Annotated in this window: 15 protein-coding genes; 9 read left to right on the forward strand and 6 right to left on the reverse strand. The window is 43.6% G+C overall.

The genetic code is table 11. The features are described 5' to 3' along the window. Window positions 1-19: 19 nt before the first annotated feature. Window positions 20-457, forward strand: a complete 438-nt coding sequence (locus CEX98_RS11320) for a TerB family tellurite resistance protein (protein ID WP_099642178.1) — start codon at window positions 20-22, stop codon at window positions 455-457. Here the strand turns inward: CEX98_RS11320 and CEX98_RS11325 are convergent. Continuing rightward, window positions 454-966, reverse strand: a complete 513-nt coding sequence (locus CEX98_RS11325) for an RNA polymerase sigma factor (protein ID WP_099642179.1) — start codon at window positions 964-966, stop codon at window positions 454-456. The two genes, CEX98_RS11320 and CEX98_RS11325, sit on opposite strands and share 4 nt — an antisense overlap. Window positions 967-1,232: 266 nt before the next feature. Here CEX98_RS11325 and CEX98_RS11330 point away from each other — a divergent pair, with 266 nt between their 5' ends. The 7 genes from CEX98_RS11330 to CEX98_RS11360 all read left to right on the forward strand — a co-directional run bounded on the left by CEX98_RS11330 (window position 1,233) and on the right by CEX98_RS11360 (window position 11,379). Continuing rightward, entirely contained in the window at window positions 1,233-1,913 is a 681-nt protein-coding gene (locus tag CEX98_RS11330) for a DNA-3-methyladenine glycosylase I (protein WP_099642180.1), read from the forward strand. A gap of 39 nt (window positions 1,914-1,952) precedes the next feature. Further along, the gene (locus CEX98_RS11335; protein ID WP_099642181.1) at window positions 1,953-3,368 is read left to right on the forward strand and encodes a protein adenylyltransferase SelO; all 1,416 of its coding nucleotides are present in this window, start codon (window positions 1,953-1,955) and stop codon (window positions 3,366-3,368) included. Then, a complete protein-coding gene (locus CEX98_RS11340; protein ID WP_099642182.1) occupies window positions 3,369-5,147 on the forward strand; it encodes an ABC transporter ATP-binding protein in 1,779 nt (592 codons plus the stop codon). Window positions 5,148-5,299: 152 nt separating this feature from the next. Next, on the forward strand, window positions 5,300-6,355 hold the full coding sequence (locus tag CEX98_RS11345) for an OmpA family protein (RefSeq protein ID WP_099642183.1): 1,056 nt from the start codon (window positions 5,300-5,302) through the stop codon (window positions 6,353-6,355). A 304-nt stretch (window positions 6,356-6,659) separates the two neighbouring features. After that, window positions 6,660-9,257 carry a bifunctional aconitate hydratase 2/2-methylisocitrate dehydratase gene (gene acnB, locus CEX98_RS11350; protein ID WP_099642212.1) on the forward strand — a complete coding sequence of 866 codons (2,598 nt, stop codon included), beginning with the start codon at window positions 6,660-6,662 and terminating at the stop codon, window positions 9,255-9,257. Window positions 9,258-9,501: 244 nt separating this feature from the next. Then, the gene (locus tag CEX98_RS11355; RefSeq protein WP_099642184.1) at window positions 9,502-10,134 is read left to right on the forward strand and encodes a 2OG-Fe dioxygenase family protein; all 633 of its coding nucleotides are present in this window, start codon (window positions 9,502-9,504) and stop codon (window positions 10,132-10,134) included. Between the two features lie 9 nt (window positions 10,135-10,143). Beyond that, the gene (locus CEX98_RS11360) at window positions 10,144-11,379 is read left to right on the forward strand and encodes a cysteine desulfurase-like protein (RefSeq protein ID WP_099642185.1); all 1,236 of its coding nucleotides are present in this window, start codon (window positions 10,144-10,146) and stop codon (window positions 11,377-11,379) included. 773 nt (window positions 11,380-12,152) lie between these two features. Here CEX98_RS11360 and CEX98_RS11370 read toward each other — a convergent pair. The 4 genes from CEX98_RS11370 to glnL all read right to left on the reverse strand — a co-directional run bounded on the left by CEX98_RS11370 (window position 12,153) and on the right by glnL (window position 16,385). Next, window positions 12,153-12,614 carry a Crp/Fnr family transcriptional regulator gene (locus CEX98_RS11370; RefSeq protein ID WP_099642213.1) on the reverse strand — a complete coding sequence of 154 codons (462 nt, stop codon included), beginning with the start codon at window positions 12,612-12,614 and terminating at the stop codon, window positions 12,153-12,155. Between the two features lie 123 nt (window positions 12,615-12,737). Continuing rightward, window positions 12,738-13,763, reverse strand: a complete 1,026-nt coding sequence (locus CEX98_RS11375; RefSeq protein ID WP_099642187.1) for a tetratricopeptide repeat protein — start codon at window positions 13,761-13,763, stop codon at window positions 12,738-12,740. 145 nt (window positions 13,764-13,908) lie between these two features. Beyond that, window positions 13,909-15,306: a nitrogen regulation protein NR(I) gene (ntrC, locus tag CEX98_RS11380; protein WP_099642188.1), complete on the reverse strand. Its 1,398-nt coding sequence runs from the start codon at window positions 15,304-15,306 to the stop codon at window positions 13,909-13,911. Beyond that, entirely contained in the window at window positions 15,303-16,385 is a 1,083-nt protein-coding gene (glnL, locus tag CEX98_RS11385; protein ID WP_099642189.1) for a nitrogen regulation protein NR(II), read from the reverse strand. The genes ntrC and glnL overlap by 4 nt, the downstream gene beginning before the upstream one ends. A gap of 153 nt (window positions 16,386-16,538) precedes the next feature. Between glnL and CEX98_RS11390 the strand changes: the two genes are divergently transcribed. Further along, window positions 16,539-16,922: a hypothetical protein gene (locus CEX98_RS11390; protein WP_099642190.1), complete on the forward strand. Its 384-nt coding sequence runs from the start codon at window positions 16,539-16,541 to the stop codon at window positions 16,920-16,922. On the opposite strand, the gene CEX98_RS11395 is transcribed toward CEX98_RS11390, so the two are convergent. Then, window positions 16,919-17,449 (reverse strand): DUF4124 domain-containing protein, encoded by a 531-nt coding sequence (locus CEX98_RS11395; RefSeq protein WP_242441691.1) that lies wholly within the window; start codon window positions 17,447-17,449, stop codon window positions 16,919-16,921. The two genes, CEX98_RS11390 and CEX98_RS11395, sit on opposite strands and share 4 nt — an antisense overlap. Window positions 17,450-17,453 lie beyond the last annotated feature (4 nt).

The following is a 17,453-nucleotide window of genomic DNA, read 5'->3' on the forward strand; positions in this document are numbered from 1 at the left end:
CACACAGGAGATTAGCCACTTGCTTAACCAATTAAAAAAACTGTTCCAAAGCTTGCATGAAACGTCTTCAAAAGAAGAGCTGGACTTTAATACTGCCTTGGCTGCTTTATTGGTAGAGGTGATGCGAGCAGATGGCAAGTTGCAGCAGTCGGAGTTTGACAAGATTGCTGAACTACTGAAAACGCGCTGTGAGTTACCCGAGGCTCAAGTTAATATACTTATCGAAGAAGCCCAACAACTCGTTGAGCAAGCCGTAGACATGTATTCATTTGCTAAGCAGGTCAACAATCACACCTCAGATATAGAGCGAATTGAAGTGATAGAGTTACTTTGGCATGTGGCGTATGCAGATGGCGAATTAGACAGCCATGAAGACCATATTATTCGTAAAATAGCAGGGCTATTTTATGTTGCACACGCCGACTTTATTGCCGCAAAACTTCGCGCGCAACCTTAATGCCTTACCAGCTCTTTTTGACAGCTATTTATTGCCTCTTTGAGCATAAAGTTAACCAGGGTAGGAGATATTTTATATAATTTGGCAATCTCTTTTTGTTTGAAGCGGCCACTACGATAAAAGCTAAATATGTTCTGGTGTCGAGTTGAGAGTTTTTGAATTGTGGAGTCCATGCGTTTGTCGAGCTGCGCTAACTCAACTTTTATTTCGATGTTGGAATCTTTATCAGACATATGGTCAACATGTGTAGCTTCAAGTGCGACCAAGCCTTCTCTGTTTTGCTTTCTAAGCATATCGATAGCGATGTTTCTTGCCACTTGGAAGCAAAAGCTGGTGGTATTACTGATTTCGGCATTTTGTGTACTAGACATACCACAAAGACGAATAAAGGTGTCCTGTAATGCGTCTTCAGCAAGGTAAGGACACTTTAAAATACTGTTGAGGTACGCGAGCACTTTTCCTTTGTTGTCTGAAATAACTTGAGCCCACTTAATCGCAAACTTGGACACAGACCATACTCCCATGTTAATTGTATCAGTTAAGTGTAAATGATAACGCTTATCATTTGTTGTGCGATCTTATTTCCTGTTCTGGGTTCATGTCAAGTTAAATTAATATTATTGTTCATTTACTTACACTGATAGTTAACTTTTTATTTTCATTGTGTCGATATTGGAGTCCTATTTCACTTTTTTGGTACTATGTTTATGATTCACTTCTTAAATCATATAGATTGTTTACCCTGTAATTAGCACTAGCAAAGTTGATCATCAGCATGAAAGTATTTGAAGATATTTATCAAAGAGCTGCCCAGCGAAAGGGCTCAGGAGCTGCATTAAAAGCCAAACTTACAAAACCACTGGAACCACAGGCGTTACGAGCATTAAGCGATGATCAGTGGTTAGAGGAGTTTACTCGAAAAGTATTCCAAAGCGGCTTCTATTGGGCAGTAGTTGATAATAAATGGGATGGTTTTAGAGAAGTATTCTGGCAGTTTTCTATCGAGAAATTACTCATGATGTCACCAGAAATGTATGAACAGCGTAGTCAGGATGAACGGATCATTCGTAATGCTAAGAAAGTAAAAAGTATTGCTGACAATTGCCATATGATTTTTGAAGTGCAGCAACAACATGGTCGCTTTAGCGAGTTTGTTGCGAACTGGCCTGAAGATAATATCGTTGGATTATGGCTGTACCTTAAAAAGCATGGTGCGCGTTTAGGAGGAAACACGGGTCCTTACGCACTAAGAGTGTTGGGAAAAGACACCTTTTTACTTAGCAAAGACGTAGAAACAGTGTTACGTGCAGAAGCAGTCATCGATGGCGGCTTGCAAAGTCAAAAGTCGCTTCATGCTGCACAGCAGTTTTTTAACGAGATGCGTGACTACAGTGGTCTTAGCCTTCAAGAGTTAAGTCAAATTGTATCAATGAGCGTCGGTGAAAACGTGCGTTAATCGAACAATCAAAGTGTGCCAAAAAATGGAGGTAGCCGCATGACATATTTTCAGCCTTATAAAGGCTCCACGCTGCTTTTTGATGAGCAGCCCGCGAGGTTTACTCAGCCTCGCTTGCTATTGGTTAATGCCCCATTGCTGAAAAAGCTTGGGCTGGCAGAAAACAGTACAGACCATCTTGCAGAGCTGTTAAGTGGTCAGCGCAAGCTTGGTGATATTGCACCGATGAGTTTGGCTTATAGCGGCCATCAGTTTGGTCAATTTAACCCTTTACTCGGTGATGGTCGTGCGCACCTCATTGGAGGGATAAAAGGTCTAGACGGTACGCAATATGACTTACATTTAAAGGGCTCGGGAGCTACCCGATTTTCTCGTGGCGGTGATGGCTTTTGTGCACTTGGTCCAGCTGTACGGGAGTTTGTCATGAGTCAAGCGATGGTCGGCTTGGGTGTCCCTACAACCGAGTGTTTATCTGTGGTGACAACAGGAGAGCAGGTTTATCGCCAGGGACAAACACCAGGTGCGGTTGTTTGTCGTGTGGCACAAAGCCATATTCGTGTTGGAACAATGCAATATCTTGCGACTCAGCAAGATAACGAAGCAATATGGCAGCTACTTAAATTACTGGGTGCACAATTATTTGATGGTCTTGAGGTCAATACCGAGCGTGATGTTATAGAGCTATTCAGAGAAGTGTGTGAGCGACTTGTTGATTTGGTTGTAGACTGGATGCGTGTTGGCTTTATTCATGGAGTTATGAATACCGACAATATTTTACTCAGTGGTGAAACCATTGATTATGGTCCGTGTGCCATGATGGAAAAATTTAACTTTAACGCGGTGTTTAGCTCTATTGATCGTCAGGGGCGATATGCATTTGGCAACCAGCCAAACATTATGAACTGGAATTGCGCTCGGCTGGCAGAATCTTTGTTGGTATTGTGGCAAGATGAGCAACAAGGGCTGGAGGCGCTAAGTCATACCTTAGCCGAGTTTTCAGAGTCTTTTAATCGCAAATATAAAGATATGTGGGCGGCTAAATTAGGCATTGATGAGTGGCATGAAGCGGATGATATCTTACTAGGTGATTTGCTTAAGTTAATGACCGAGCATGAACTTGATTTTACCAATACCTTTGCGGCACTTACTAACTCGTTGTTGGGTCACCCAAATAAGACCCTGCGCATCCCCAGTGAATTAGAATCTTGGCAGCAACGGTGGCAACAAAGGCGAGCAGCTGATGCCGCACACTTGATGAGTCAAGCCAACCCAATTTTAATCCCTCGAAACGCATTAGTCGAAGCTGAGATCGAACAGTTTAATCAACATGGTGCTAGCCATACATTGGCAGCGTGGTTAAACGCGCTAACTACACCTTATGAGTATAAAGACTATCCTGAGGCTTGGATGAGTTCATCAACACCCGAGCATTATCAAACATTTTGTGGAACTTAAATGGTTAAACAGCAACTTTCATGGCAAGAAATTAAACGTAAAGTCCTTGAACACAAACGACCGCTAATAAAAGCGCACATTATTGCATTGCTCGCTGCGTTGGTGAGTGTGCCTATCCCGCTTATGATGCCGCTGTTAGTAGACGAGGTGCTACTTAATACCCCAGGCCCCGCGGTCGCATGGATGAATTCGGTGTTACCTGCACACTGGCATGGCCCAAGTGCGTATATTGTGGTGATCTTGTTGGCGGTGATAGCAATGCGCCTTGCCAGTCTTGTCTTGGGTGTCATGCAGTCGCGGCAATTTACCATTATTGGCAAGGATATAAGTTACCAGATCCGCGAACGGCTCCTTACTCATTTACCAAAGGTACAACTCAAGGAATATGAGAGCCAAGGAGGTGCAGCGATCAGTTCACGCTGTATTACCGATGTTGAAACCCTAGATAAGTTTATTAGCCAGACACTATCTCGTTTCTTAATTGGTTTACTCACTATTGTTGGCACAGCTGCAATTTTATTATGGATCGACTGGGTGCTTGGCTTGGTTATTCTCTTACTCAATCCTGCCGTTATTTATTTTTCTAGGCAATTTGGCAAGCATGTCAAAAAGTTGAAAAAGGAAGAAAATGCCGCATTTGAAGCGCTTCAGACTTCATTGGTAGAGACACTCGATGCTATCTCTCAGTTAAAAGCGGTACGCCGTGAGGGCAATTATTTTGAACAAGTAAAACTTGCCGCCAGCGACTTAAAACATTTTGCGGTGCAATCACAGTGGAAAACTGATGCGGTCAATCGTTTGAGCTTTACTGTATTTTTAGTGGGCTTTGAGTTTTTCCGAGCGGTAGCTATGTTTATGGTGGTCTTTTCTGATTTAACCGTAGGGCAGATCTTTGCTGTTTTTGGTTATCTCTGGTTTATGATGGGGCCAGTCCAAGAAATTTTGGGGATTCAATATGCTTATTATGGCGCCTCAGCCGCATTAGGTAGGTTAAATCAAGTTTTCAACTTTGCGACAGAGCCACAATATCCTGCTACGAAATCGGCTTTTGATTCATCTCAAGTTGATATTAAGTTTGCCAACATAGACTTTGCTTACGTTACTGAGCAACCGGTACTTAAACAGGTGTCTTTACATATTCCTGCAGGGAAAAAGGTTGCGTTAGTTGCTGTATCAGGAGGGGGAAAATCCACTTTGGTACAATTACTACTGGGGCTTTATGAAAAGCAAAGGGGCGATATTCATATTAATGACATACCCGTGGAGCAAATTGGTTACGAAGCGGTGAGAGACAATATAGTGACTGTGCTACAACAGCCTATACTCTTCAATACCAGTATTCGTGAAAACTTGGCGATGGGAAGAGAAGTTGCCGATGATGTGCTTTGGCGAGCATTGCAAGTTGCTGAGCTGGCAGAAACGGTACTGGCCTTGGCTGATAAGTTAGAGGCTCAAGTCGGTCGAAATGGCATCAAGTTGTCAGGTGGTCAGAAGCAGCGGCTAGCAATTGCGCGAATGGTAGTTGCCGATCCAAAGGTGGTGGTACTAGATGAAGCAACTTCTGCATTAGATATTGAAACGGAGGCGAAAATTCACCGAAATTTGCAAAAGTTCCTATCGGGCAGGACAACATTGATTATTGCGCATCGCCTTAGTGCAATAAAGCAGGCTGATTTAATTTATGTATTGGATGATGGAGAAGTGTCTCAATATGGAGAACACAAGGAGTTGCTAGAGGAACGGGGGCTCTATCAAATTCTTTTTGGCCACCAAAATTAATTCGTTATTTAGCAAAAATTCCTTATGTAACGTTAAGTAAACATTAATAGACGAGCTAATATTATTTATGCAACGTAATCGGTTAACGCTTTTTGATATACTATTATGAGTTAACTACTCAATGCGTAAACTAACAGAGATGGGAAGGAATGATGAAAATTAAAACTTTGAGCTTACTAGTTGCGATGGCAGTCACAGCCAATGCAAATGCAAACACAACTGAACCGACTGAAGGTGTTTACTTAGGTGTGTTCGGTGATTTCTATGATGCAGACTGGCAGGAACACCGTGATGTGCCTGGGCTAAATATTGAAGACTCTACGGGGTGGGGTGCGGAAATAGGTTACCGTTTTGATAAGTACTGGAGTGGTCGTCTAGAGTATGCAGATATGGACTTTGATTTAAGCGGTATCAGCAATGGCTCTTTAGATGCTGAACGCTATGGTATTGATGGTCTGTACCATTTTGATGGTGGTCCATTTTATGGATTGGTAGGTCTTAAAAAGATGAACCTTGATGTCGTCTCCGATAATACATTTGCTAATGTCGGGGCAGGTGTTCGCCACTTCTTTACTGACAACCTATTTGTGAACGCAGAAGCTGCTGTTTATCAAGGTCTAGAAGCTGGTTTCACGGATGTAGGCGGTAAAATTGGTATTAACTATTCATTCGGCAGCGCAGGTAAGTCGGAAGCGGTTGAGCCAGCTCCAGCGCCTACTCCAGTTGTTGCTGAAGCGCCAAAAGATTCTGATAAGGATGGTGTTGTAGACAGTGAAGACAAATGTGCGAATACGCCAATGACTGATGCTGTAGATGCTTCAGGCTGTACTATGTACAAGATAAAAGAAGATAAAGTGAGTCTTCTTGTACGTTTTCCTCACGATGATGCAACCTTCTCTCAGCAGTATGTTGATGACATCAATGCTGTCGCTAAGTTCTTGAAAGAACATAAAAGTGCGAGTGTTGTGATTGAAGGCCATACTTCCGCTGTGGGCGATGCAAATTACAATCAAAAGCTTTCTGAGCGTCGAGCTAAAAGCGTGGCGGAAAAGCTAGTTGACATGGGCATTGATTCAATGCGTATTACTACGGTAGGTTACGGTGAAGAGCGTTTAAAGAACCCTGCTAATACGCGAGAAGCACACGCAGAAAATCGCCGTGTTGAAGCTCACTTATCTACCAAAGAGAAAGTAAAAGTGAAACGTTAATCTAACGATTAATACTGAAAAAAGGCTCCTCCTACTGGAGCCTTTTTTGATCTTATATTCGACCAAAGTTCAAATGATTCTCGTTTGACTAATATTCATCAAAATATACTTGTTTCCACATGCTTATTCATTGTATTTATAGTGACTATAAGGCGAGGTATCGCATGCAAGATTTTCATCTATACTCAAAGACCTTATAATTGTTCATTATATTTTATGGTCAAGGGAATGGTTCAGCCGGTTGCACCGACAATCGCTGCCAGATCATTTGCTTGTCTGTCCACGTCACCAAGAGGGCAATATTGTGCTTCAAGAATATCGTAAACACGTAGAAGAGCGTGCCGCGCAAGGTATCGTGCCTAAGCCGTTAGACGCGCAGCAAACTGCTGACCTTATCGAATTACTAAAAACTCCACCTGCCGGTGAAGAAGAGTTCATCGTTGATCTATTTATCAACCGTGTACCGCCTGGTGTAGATGATGCCGCATACGTAAAAGCAGGCTTTTTGGCTGCAGTAGCGAAAGGCGAAGCGGAATCACCGCTCATTTCAAGAGAGTATGCAGCTGAACTACTTGGCACTATGCTTGGTGGTTACAACATCGCGCCTATGATTGATCTACTAGACGACGCAGCGCTTGCGCCTATCGTTGTTAAAGGCCTTTCACACACATTGTTGATGTTCGATGCATTCTATGACGTAGAAGAAAAAGCAAAAGCAGGTAATGAGTTTGCTAAACAGATTATCGAGTCATGGGCAAATGCTGAATGGTTCTTAGAAAAGCCAGCCGTTGCTGAGAAAATTTCGGTTACAGTATTTAAAGTAACTGGTGAGACAAATACGGATGACTTATCTCCAGCACCAGATGCTTGGTCTCGCCCTGATATCCCATTACACGCGCTAGCGATGCTGAAAAACGAGCGTGATGGTATTAATCCTGACAAACCAGGTGAAGTGGGTCCTATTGCGCAGCTTGAAGAGCTAAACAGCAAAGGTCTACCTCTTGCTTACGTAGGTGATGTTGTTGGTACTGGTTCTTCTCGTAAGTCTGCAACTAACTCTGTTCTTTGGTTTATGGGTGATGACATCCCATTTGTACCAAATAAGCGCGTTGGCGGTGTATGTTTAGGTGGTAAGATTGCACCAATCTTCTTCAACACAATGGAAGATTCAGGCGCACTACCAATTGAGCTTCCAGTTGATGAATTGAACATGGGCGACCAAATTGACATCTTCCCTTACGAAGGTGTGGTGAAGCGCCATGGCACTGACGAAGTTATCTCAACATTCTCATTAAAATCAGACGTAATTCTTGACGAAGTACGTGCTGGTGGTCGTATTCCACTGATCATTGGTCGTGGCTTAACAGATAAAGCCCGTGCCTCTTTAGGTCTTGAAGCGGAAGATATTTTCCGTAAGCCTAAGCTGGTTGAAGATTCAGGTAAAGGCTTTACCCTTGCACAGAAGATGGTTGGTAAGGCATGTAATATGCCTGGCGTACGTCCAGGTCAATACTGTGAACCAACAATGACAACAGTAGGTTCTCAGGATACTACGGGTCCAATGACGCGTGATGAGCTAAAAGACCTTGCTTGTTTAGGTTTCTCTGCTGATTTAACTATGCAGTCATTCTGTCATACCTCAGCTTATCCTAAGCCAATTGACGTAAATACTCACCACACACTACCTGATTTCATCATGAACCGTGGCGGTGTATCACTACGTCCTGGTGACGGTGTTATCCACTCATGGCTAAACCGTATGCTACTTCCAGATACCGTAGGTACTGGTGGTGACTCGCATACTCGTTTCCCTCTAGGTATTTCATTCCCTGCAGGTTCTGGTGCGGTAGCATTCGCAGCAGCTACAGGTGTAATGCCACTAGACATGCCTGAGTCAATCCTTGTTCGCTTTAAGGGTGAAATGCAACCGGGTATCACACTACGTGACCTAGTACACGCTATCCCTTACTATGCAATTCAGCAAGGCCTATTAACGGTTGAGAAGAAAGGCAAGATCAACGAATTCTCTGGTCGTATCCTTGAAATCGAAGGTGTTGAGCACCTAACGGTTGAGCAAGCATTCGAACTATCTGATGCATCAGCAGAGCGTAGTGCTGCTGGTTGTACAGTTAAGCTTTCACAAGCGTCTATTGAAGAGTACCTAAACTCTAACATCGTGATGCTTAAGTGGATGATCTCTGAAGGTTATGGTGATGTACGTACTATTGAGCGTCGTATCACTAAGATGGAAGAGTGGCTAGCAAACCCTGAGCTAATGACTGCGGATGCAGATGCAGAGTACGCACACACTATTGAGATTGATCTTGCTGATATCAAAGAGCCAATCCTTTGTGCACCGAATGACCCTGATGACGCTCGTCTACTTTCAGCGGTAACTGGTGAGAAGATCGACGAGGTATTCATCGGTTCTTGTATGACTAACATCGGTCACTTCCGTGCAGCTGGTAAACTACTGGATAACTTCGGTGGTCGTCTACCAACGCAACTATGGGTTGCTCCACCAACGAAGATGGACCGCGATCAGTTAACTGACGAAGGTTACTACGGTATTTACGGTCGTGTAGGTGCACGTATCGAAACTCCAGGATGTTCACTATGTATGGGTAACCAGGCACGTGTTGCTGATAAAGCAACGGTAGTGTCTACCTCGACTCGTAACTTCCCTAACCGTTTAGGTACAGGTGCAAACGTATTCCTTGCATCAGCAGAGCTTGCAGCGGTAGCGGCTATCCTTGGTAAACTACCAACGCCTGCTGAATATCAAGAGTATGCAGAGAAGATCAATGCAACGGCTGCAGACACGTACCGTTATTTGAACTTCCACAAGATGCCTCAGTACACTAAAAAGGCAGACTCAGTGATCATTCAACAAGCGGTGTAATAACTCGTTTTCGAATACAATGAGATAAAAAGCCAGCGTAAGCTGGCTTTTTTTATGCACAGAAAACGCTCAAGTTAAATGGTGTTATCAAGCTTCATTTTAAATATAGATAAATAATCTTTTAGGTGACCTATAGTTGGATTTTTATTGCGTTTTGATGGCTAAAATTCCAATTTTTTAAACAGTAATTTTCTCTGGTTTTATTAGAATTGTCGGCAAATTCTCATCAATGGGCGAGAGGATCATGACAACAGTAAACAACCAGAATTTATTACAACTACGCTTCTTACCGCAGTCGCATATCGACGCCGTTAAGCCTTACTTTAACCAACTTCCAGACAACCCTTACGCGGATGGTGCATTCAGAAAACGCCGTTATTCAGTGGTTAAATTCACTGATGGTGAAGTGACATTGCAACCGACGAAAGCTTTCGTGCAAGACGACTCAATTAATACTTTCCAAGGTAATATTGAGCGTGTTTACGAAAACCTTGAACAGGACATGTTAAATACCGATGGTTTTAAGCATATGCTTGGCGAGTTTAAAGCGATGACGGGAATTGCTGACGATACTAACATCGAAGTACATCAGTTTCGTATGTTAGCGATTGAAAGTGATACGCCACCAGCACCGGAAGGTGTGCACCAAGATGGTTTTGACCATGTTTGTGTCTGCGGTGTTTCTCACGAAAATATCGCTGGCGGTGAATTGTTGGTTTATGAGCATAAAGAAGCCGAACCTTGTTTCAAAATGGAAATCAAAGATGGTTTATTCGCATTAGTGAATGACCGCGAAGTGTGGCACAACGCAACACCGATGAACAAGCTAGATACCGACAAAGTAGGTTACCTAGACTGTTTCGTATTTACAGCCTAAGAGGGTAGTATGGATTTAAATCAAGTGCGTCGTCAGTTCCCAGCACTAATGCAAAGTGTTGGTGGAACCGCTCCAGTTTTTCTTGATGGCCCTGGAGGCTCTCAAGTGCCTCAATCTGTGTTGAGCGCGATGTCAGCTTACCTAGGTTATTTTAACTCTAACTTAGGCGGTGCATTTTTTTCGAGCGATAAAACCGTCAGTTTGATGAGTGAAGCACGTCAAGCCGTTGCTGATCTGCTTAATTCGCCAAGTGCGGATCAAATTGTATTTGGTGCTAACATGACCAGCCTTACGTTTAGCTTCAGCCGTGCGTTATCTCGCGAATGGCAAGCGGGCGATGAAGTCATTGTGACCAATGCAGATCACTACTCAAACGTTTCTTCTTGGCGTCAAGCCGCCGAAGATAAAGGTGCGACGGTGCATGCAGTGCGTATTAATGAAACCGACTGCACGCTTGATCTTGCGCATTTTAAATCACTACTAAACGCCAAGACTAAGTTGGTTGCAGTGACATATGCATCGAATACAACAGGCTCTATCAACGATATTAACCGTATTGTGGAGCTTGCGCACCAAGTTGGTGCATTGGTGTATGTTGATGCTGTGCATTATGCACCTCATGAACTGATCGATGTACAAGCATTGGATTGCGACTTTCTAGCGTGCTCTGCCTATAAGTTCTTTGGTCCGCATGTTGGCATTGTGTATGGTAAGCGTGAGCATTTAGAAGGTTTTACGCCGTACAAGGTTGAACCGGCAAAAGACATTATTCCAGGCCGCTGGGAAACTGGTACGCAGAGTTTTGAAGGGCTTGCGGGTGTGGTTGCGGCGATTGACTATATTGCGTCATTAAGCGAGATGAGTGCTGATACACCACGCCGTGAGAAACTGATCGAAGCTTTTGCACGCACCAAAGCGCATGAGATGCAGCTCAGTCAGCACTTCTTAACGCGTCTAGCTGAGTTTAAAAAGATTAAACTTTTCGGTATCGAGTCACTTGAGCGACTAGCTGAGCGCACACCAACGTTTGCACTGACATTTGATGATATCGAACCGCGTAAAGTATCAGAATTCTTGGGCAATAAGCACATGTGCGTCTGGGATGGCAACTTTTATGCTCAAGGCTTGTGTGAGCAGCTTGGGGTGATGGATAAAGGTGGCGTAGTTCGCGTTGGTTGTATGCATTACAATACCATAGAAGAACTAGATAGCTTGTTTGAAGCATTCACAGAGCTATTAAAATAAAATTATTTTACAACTTTTTTTCTTTGTGTTTATATAAAACCTTCTAAAAAGGAGGTTTTATATAGGCTATGTATATTCGCTTTTACGTTTCTGCGCTGCAATTCCTGTTGATTTCTCTATTTGTGATCCTAACTTTGATGATTCTGGTTACTCCACTGATCCAGATGAAGTGACCGGAGGAGAGAAGGTCACTGATCCTGCATTGAGACGCCAGGTTTCAGGAGGTTCAAATGGGTGGGGGGGCCGGACAGGAGTGATAGATAGTCGACTTGAATATGGATATTTCGAATACTCATGTGAGGTTTGGGCGTTTCCTAACGGGGGAGGTGGCTATTATTACATGGCTAAAGAGTGCGCATACACTTACAGGTCAGCACACTAAATTGAATGTTAGTTAAACTGGAAGTCTAAAATAGTAGTATAAACTATTACAATATAATATTTAGGAGCCGAGGTTTAGGATGCTGTGTATATGTTAAAACTGCTTTGTATCCCCTTATTCTGTTGGCTTCTATCACTTATATTTATTTATGTATATCAGCTTCCTGTACCCATGGTTGGTATGGTGAATGAAACGGACTTAACGAGTCCACACTTCTGGTGGGCGGCAACACTAAGTTATCTCTTTTACGGACTTATCTGTTTTACTATCCCGCTCATGATGCTTATTCAGTATGTCATTTCAAAGTCAAAGTGGATTACTAATCACAAAGAGCAAGATAAGCTGCTTTGGTGTAGTGCCATTCTTTTATGCTTTGCTTGGGCTACTTTACTTAGTCAGTTGCACCTTCAATAAATGCATTTAGTTTGGCAATACGCAGACTCATGCCCTCAATAAGCTTATCTTTAATTTTCTCTCGGATCACATTGGGAAGTCGTGTGAGTGCATCGGGGGTTATCGCTAATATAATGCTGTCTTTTAGGGCCTGTGCACTGGTGCTACGCTCTCTATGGGAGATAAATGCTCCCTCACCTAAAAACTCACCAGGACCAACTTTGCCTAAATCATGGGCGGAGTCTTGCTTAAAGATCAAAAACTCGCCACTCAATACGATGTAAAGTCGGTTGTCTTTTTCAAATCGCTTAAAAGCATGGCGTCCTTGTTGCACGAGATATAGATGACTAAAAGATTCCAGCAGCGCTTGGCGCTCAGTGAGTGTAAACTCTCTAAAAAAAGCTAAGCGATTTATAATCTCTAGTTGTTTAAACAGTGGGATATTTTCAAGTAACTTCATGCAACCCATTCGGTAATCAAATTTATTCATGAATATTGCGTGCTTTTGGCTTTCGCGTCAATGATTACCCTGTTTGCAGGTTGATTCTGAGGTATGAATACAAGCTGCCGTGAATAAGTCAACTCACCAGTTACAAGCGAGTAATTTTTTGACCCACACAGGATCTGCTTTTGAGCTACTCAGTGAAAACGCGTTTTGCTTAAATGCTGATACATCTAGGTGCACGTTCATTGGTACAGCTAAGTGTGTTTTTAGTAATCGCTTTAAGCCTAAGTCATCTATTTGTAAAAAAGATGCCGCTAACTTGGCTTTTTCTGATCCGTTGAGGCTGCTTCCTTGGGAAAACGCATGGCCTGCTTTTATCCAGTCAAGATAAGCAGTTCGAGACTCATTTAAGTAATCCTCTGTTAATGCTTGTAATCTGGGGATGAGGCGCTGATAAAGCGCTTCATCTTTGCTTAACACAGCGACGAGTAGAAGGTTGAGACCGGAGTTTAAAACGGCTGACTTGACAGTGGGGAGCTGGGAAAGCTCAAAGGCATGCTTGAGGGCTGATTTAGCGTCTGTTAAGTTATTGGCATCTAGATGCAGCACCCCTAAGTTGTTGTAGATAGAAGCTATGGCTATATTATCAGGGAGTTGCTCTGCGACCTTGACTGCTTGACCGTAAATGGCGCTTGCTTTTGGATATCGTCCTTGTTCTCTGAGTGTGTTTGCTTGTCCATTTAATACCCTCAGCTGTTGCTTCAAATTAGTTGTGTGTTTAAGTGCGCAAGTATAGGCCTGTGTGGCGTCTTCTAAGCGATTTGCACGTCTCAGTAAAGTTGCGGATAAAAAGGTGATCTGGAAAAGCTCGCCTCGAAACTCCGCGGTCTGAGACAGCTCAAAAAGCCGTGCCACAGGCTGTTGCGCAACATCATTATCTCTCAGCAGCATCAGTGCTTTCGCTTCTAAAAGCTGCCTCTTGATATATTGAGCTTTATTCGTTTTCCTATCAGGCTCAACCTGCTGAATGATTTGCAAAGCACGAGCAGGGGCTTTGTTGAGAAAATACTCGGCTCTATCAAGTTCATAGGTATGCTCTACCTTAGCTTCCCCTGCACCTAAAGCACTTGAGGCTATTATTAAAGCGGCTATAAAAGATGACACACTTGCAACTATTCAACTGAACCTAATTTAGGGAGTGTAGACGGTCCTGATGAATATTTAAAGTCTCTTATACACATTAGGTTAAGTTCTTTTTCTGACTTAATTGCTGCCCACATAGCGGAGCTATGTGACTCAGGCAATCGAGTCAGTCCTGAATATTTCTTTCTTTTAGTTTTCGCGTTAACGTATTGCGACCCCAGCCGATTTTAAGTGCGGCGTCTTGCTTGTGACCGTGGCAAGCATTTAATGCTGTTTTAATGAGTCTAGTTTCTAGTTGTGCCTGTACATCGGGCCAAATATGGTCTTTGCCTTTACGTAACTCGGAGTCTAGCCACGCTTGGAATGCGTCTAACCAATTCTCTTGTTCAGGTGTGTTTAGTTGCTGTGGTTTGTCGAGCTCTTCCGGTAAATCTGCAGGCGTCACCAATTCACCCGGTGCCATAACCGTTAGCCAGCGACAGGTATTTTCTAGCTGGCGAACATTGCCAGGCCAATGATAGGCTTGCATCTTTTGCAGTGCATGTTTAGAGATTATCTTTGGCTCGGCTTTTAGCTCTTTGGCGCTCTTCGAGAGAAAGTGGTCGCACAGCGCTGCAATATCCTCAGGACGTTCGCGCAGCGCTGGTAGCTTCAACCTGACGACGTTTAAGCGGTGGAATAAGTCTTCACGGAATTTACCTTGCTTGACCAATGTTTCTAAATCTTGGTGGGTAGCTGCGACGATACGAACATCCACTTTTACACTGTTGTGTCCACCGACACGATAAAACTCGCCGTCTGCGAGTACGCGTAATAGCCGAGTTTGCACGTCCAATGGCATATCGCCGATTTCATCTAAAAATAAGGTGCCACCGTCGGCTTGTTCAAAACGGCCTCGGCGCATGCTGTCCGCACCAGTGAAAGCGCCTTTTTCATGACCAAATAGTTCGGACTCGACCAGATCTTTTGGTATGGCCGCCATATTTAATGCGATAAACGCAGCGTCTTTACGGGGACTGTGATTATGTAGCGCACCTGCAACCAGTTCTTTACCTGAACCAGATTCCCCATTAATGAGTACACTCATGCTTGATGCAGAGAGCTTGCCTATGGCGCGGAAAACTTCCTGCATCGCAGGGGCTTCTCCAATAATATCTGGACTGGAGGCTTTTTCACTCGCACGTTTGTGTTTTTTGGTTTGTTGGCCGGCACGAAAGGCTCGCTGTACGAGTGAAACAGCCTCATTTAAATCGAATGGCTTGGCAAGGTATTCAAATGCGCCTTTTTTAAAAGCATTTACCGCAGAATCAAGGTCAGAGTGGGCGGTCATAATGATGACCGGTAGGTTGGGATGTGACTCTGCTATTTTGTCTAATAAGGCCATCCCGTCTATACCGGGCATTCGGACATCAGAAATGAGCACAGCTGGTTGCTCATATTCAAGAGCTGTTAATACATCTTGACCACTGGCGAAGCTTTCGGTTTCAAACTCTGCTCGCTTTAATGCCTTTTCTAAAACAAACCGGATTGAAGCGTCGTCATCGACTAACCAAACAGATTTCATTGCACGTTTCCTGTTTCTGTGTTGTCAAACGGAAGGTAAATACTAAACTCGGTGTGTCCCGGCCAGCTATCGCATTCAATAAACCCTTGATGCTGTTCAACTAGAGTTTGCGCAATAGAGAGCCCAAGCCCTGAGCCACCTTCTTTATTCGTGATCATTGGGAAAAACAACGTTTCTTTCACTTCTTCCGCAATACCTGGACCATTGTCACTAATGCGGATCAGGAGTGCTTTTTTAAGCAAGCGCTCACCATGATGCAAGCGATGTTTAATACGTGTTGTAATGGTAATGGTGCCATCGTGTTGTAGCGCTTGCTGTGCGTTGCGAAGCATATTGAGCAGTACTTGCTGAATTTTAGCTTGGTCTATTACGATTGCCGGAATACTGGGGTCATAATCTTTTACCAGCTTGATTTGTGCATCATGCTCTAAGGTTGTCAATTTAATCACTGACTCTAGCGCTTGGTGTATATTGCACGGTTCTTTTTGTGGTAGTTGGTTTGGCCCAAGTAATCTATCTACTAACTCACGTAATCTATCAGCCTGTTCAATAATAAGTGTTGCGCATTCTTCCCGTTCTTGTTGATCAGTTTCGTACTGCAATAATTGCGCCGCACCGCGGATCCCACCAAGCGGATTTTTAATTTCATGGGCTAGACCGCGAATAAGATTTCGTGCGGCTTGAAATTGATGCATTTGATTGGATGCTTGGTCATAACGTAGGGCATCATCAACACGGCGACACTCAACTAAAATAAAGGGCTTATCCGCTAAGTAAACTCGCCTCGCATGCAAGCTCAACGTTGCAACTCGATTATCGATGAATACTACGTCAACTCTATGCTGCTGGCAGTCTACACCATCTTGAAGCACATACTTTGATAGTCTTGGTAGGTCGATGTGGTGATGGTTAAATACGCTATTGATCGCTAGGCCGATAAGACGTTTGGTACTGAGTCCTAGCAGCTCACTACTGCTGTAATTGGCATAGTGGATCATCAAGTTGTGATCTAGCACTACTATCGCGGTTGAGAGAGATTGCCAAACTTTATCTAAGTCAATCGAATTATTTTGATCCATTTATGTTCACCGTGCACCAATATGGTGCAATGAGAATAGCACAGCTTTTCGTGCTTTAAAGTAATTTATTGCTACAGCTCAGAAAATAGGATGTTTTCTAACTGGCACGCTACACTTAGCATTAATAAAGCGTGCCAACTTTAGGCTAATAACATGATTAATCGTGCCTTATTCCGGGTAGTAAAGTTAGCCTGCTTGTGCGTGGTAAGCCTAGGTTTCATGTTGGGCATTGGGGGGAGTGAGGTCGCATCCAATCAAGGTGTTGAGTATGTGAATTGTTTTCCTCGTCAGGTTGCCAGCCAACTAGAACATTCTGAAGGTAGTGATGTCATTTTCACGGGGAAAATGCGAATTACCCAGCCTAGTTGGCAAGATAAATATTTCTCTCAAGCTAAGGGCGATGTTCGCTTTGAGGTGTTACTGAGTAGCCGTGAGGTATGGATTGAACACAATGAGTTGACTCGCTTAACCCTTTCTATCCCCGAGGGAATGACGTTAGAGTGTCTCCAACATTTGGTTAAAAGCCAGTGTCGTTAATTATTGAGTGTTGTTTTATGTAAGTAGAATTTATGCGTACTACTTTGCGCAACCACTTGGCCTTTTTGATTAAAAACCCTCAAAATCAACGAATGTTCACCACGGTTCACATTACGCAATGAAAATTGGGCGTTCGCTTGTTTTGGTCCAGTCGCTTCACCATCAAGGAAAAGTTGCACGCTTAGCCCTTGAGTGAACCTTGGCTCTACCGAGCCCGTCACGTAAACACTACCGCTGTTATCTCGAATAGTTTGCTCGTGTTCAGGCGCGGTGATTTTGGCTTGATATTGTATTGCTGGGCCGGTGTCTGCCTGCTGGTCTAAGATAGTGGTATCGACACTTGGCATCGTTAAGGCGTTAGAGTGGAGTTTCACTTCTTTGGAGCCTGGTTTTGGTACATCAGAATACACCCAATGCCCATTTTTGTCTTTCCAGCGATATATTTTGGGGTTGGATTCGGCTGTAGCATCAATGCTTGGTAAGGCTAGCATCATGCTAACCGACATAAGAATAAACCACTGACGCACCACA

The organism is Pseudoalteromonas piscicida, from assembly GCF_002744175.1.
Lineage (GTDB): Bacteria > Pseudomonadota > Gammaproteobacteria > Enterobacterales > Alteromonadaceae > Pseudoalteromonas > Pseudoalteromonas piscicida_B.

What these genes read in the sequence shown, in the direction of transcription:
- CEX98_RS11345 (WP_099642183.1), top strand. Translation starts at nt 5,300, where the DNA reads ATGAAAATTAAAACTTTGAGCTTACTAGTTGCGATGGCAGTCACAGCC.
- CEX98_RS11360 (WP_099642185.1), top strand. Translation starts at nt 10,144, where the DNA reads ATGGATTTAAATCAAGTGCGTCGTCAGTTCCCAGCACTAATGCAAAGT.
- CEX98_RS11330 (WP_099642180.1), top strand. Translation starts at nt 1,233, where the DNA reads ATGAAAGTATTTGAAGATATTTATCAAAGAGCTGCCCAGCGAAAGGGC.
- ntrC (WP_099642188.1), bottom strand. Translation starts at nt 15,306, where the DNA reads ATGAAATCTGTTTGGTTAGTCGATGACGACGCTTCAATCCGGTTTGTT.
- CEX98_RS11355 (WP_099642184.1), top strand. Translation starts at nt 9,502, where the DNA reads ATGACAACAGTAAACAACCAGAATTTATTACAACTACGCTTCTTACCG.
- glnL (WP_099642189.1), bottom strand. Translation starts at nt 16,385, where the DNA reads ATGGATCAAAATAATTCGATTGACTTAGATAAAGTTTGGCAATCTCTC.
- CEX98_RS11370 (WP_099642213.1), bottom strand. Translation starts at nt 12,614, where the DNA reads ATGAAGTTACTTGAAAATATCCCACTGTTTAAACAACTAGAGATTATA.
- CEX98_RS11335 (WP_099642181.1), top strand. Translation starts at nt 1,953, where the DNA reads ATGACATATTTTCAGCCTTATAAAGGCTCCACGCTGCTTTTTGATGAG.
- CEX98_RS11390 (WP_099642190.1), top strand. Translation starts at nt 16,539, where the DNA reads ATGATTAATCGTGCCTTATTCCGGGTAGTAAAGTTAGCCTGCTTGTGC.
- CEX98_RS11340 (WP_099642182.1), top strand. Translation starts at nt 3,369, where the DNA reads ATGGTTAAACAGCAACTTTCATGGCAAGAAATTAAACGTAAAGTCCTT.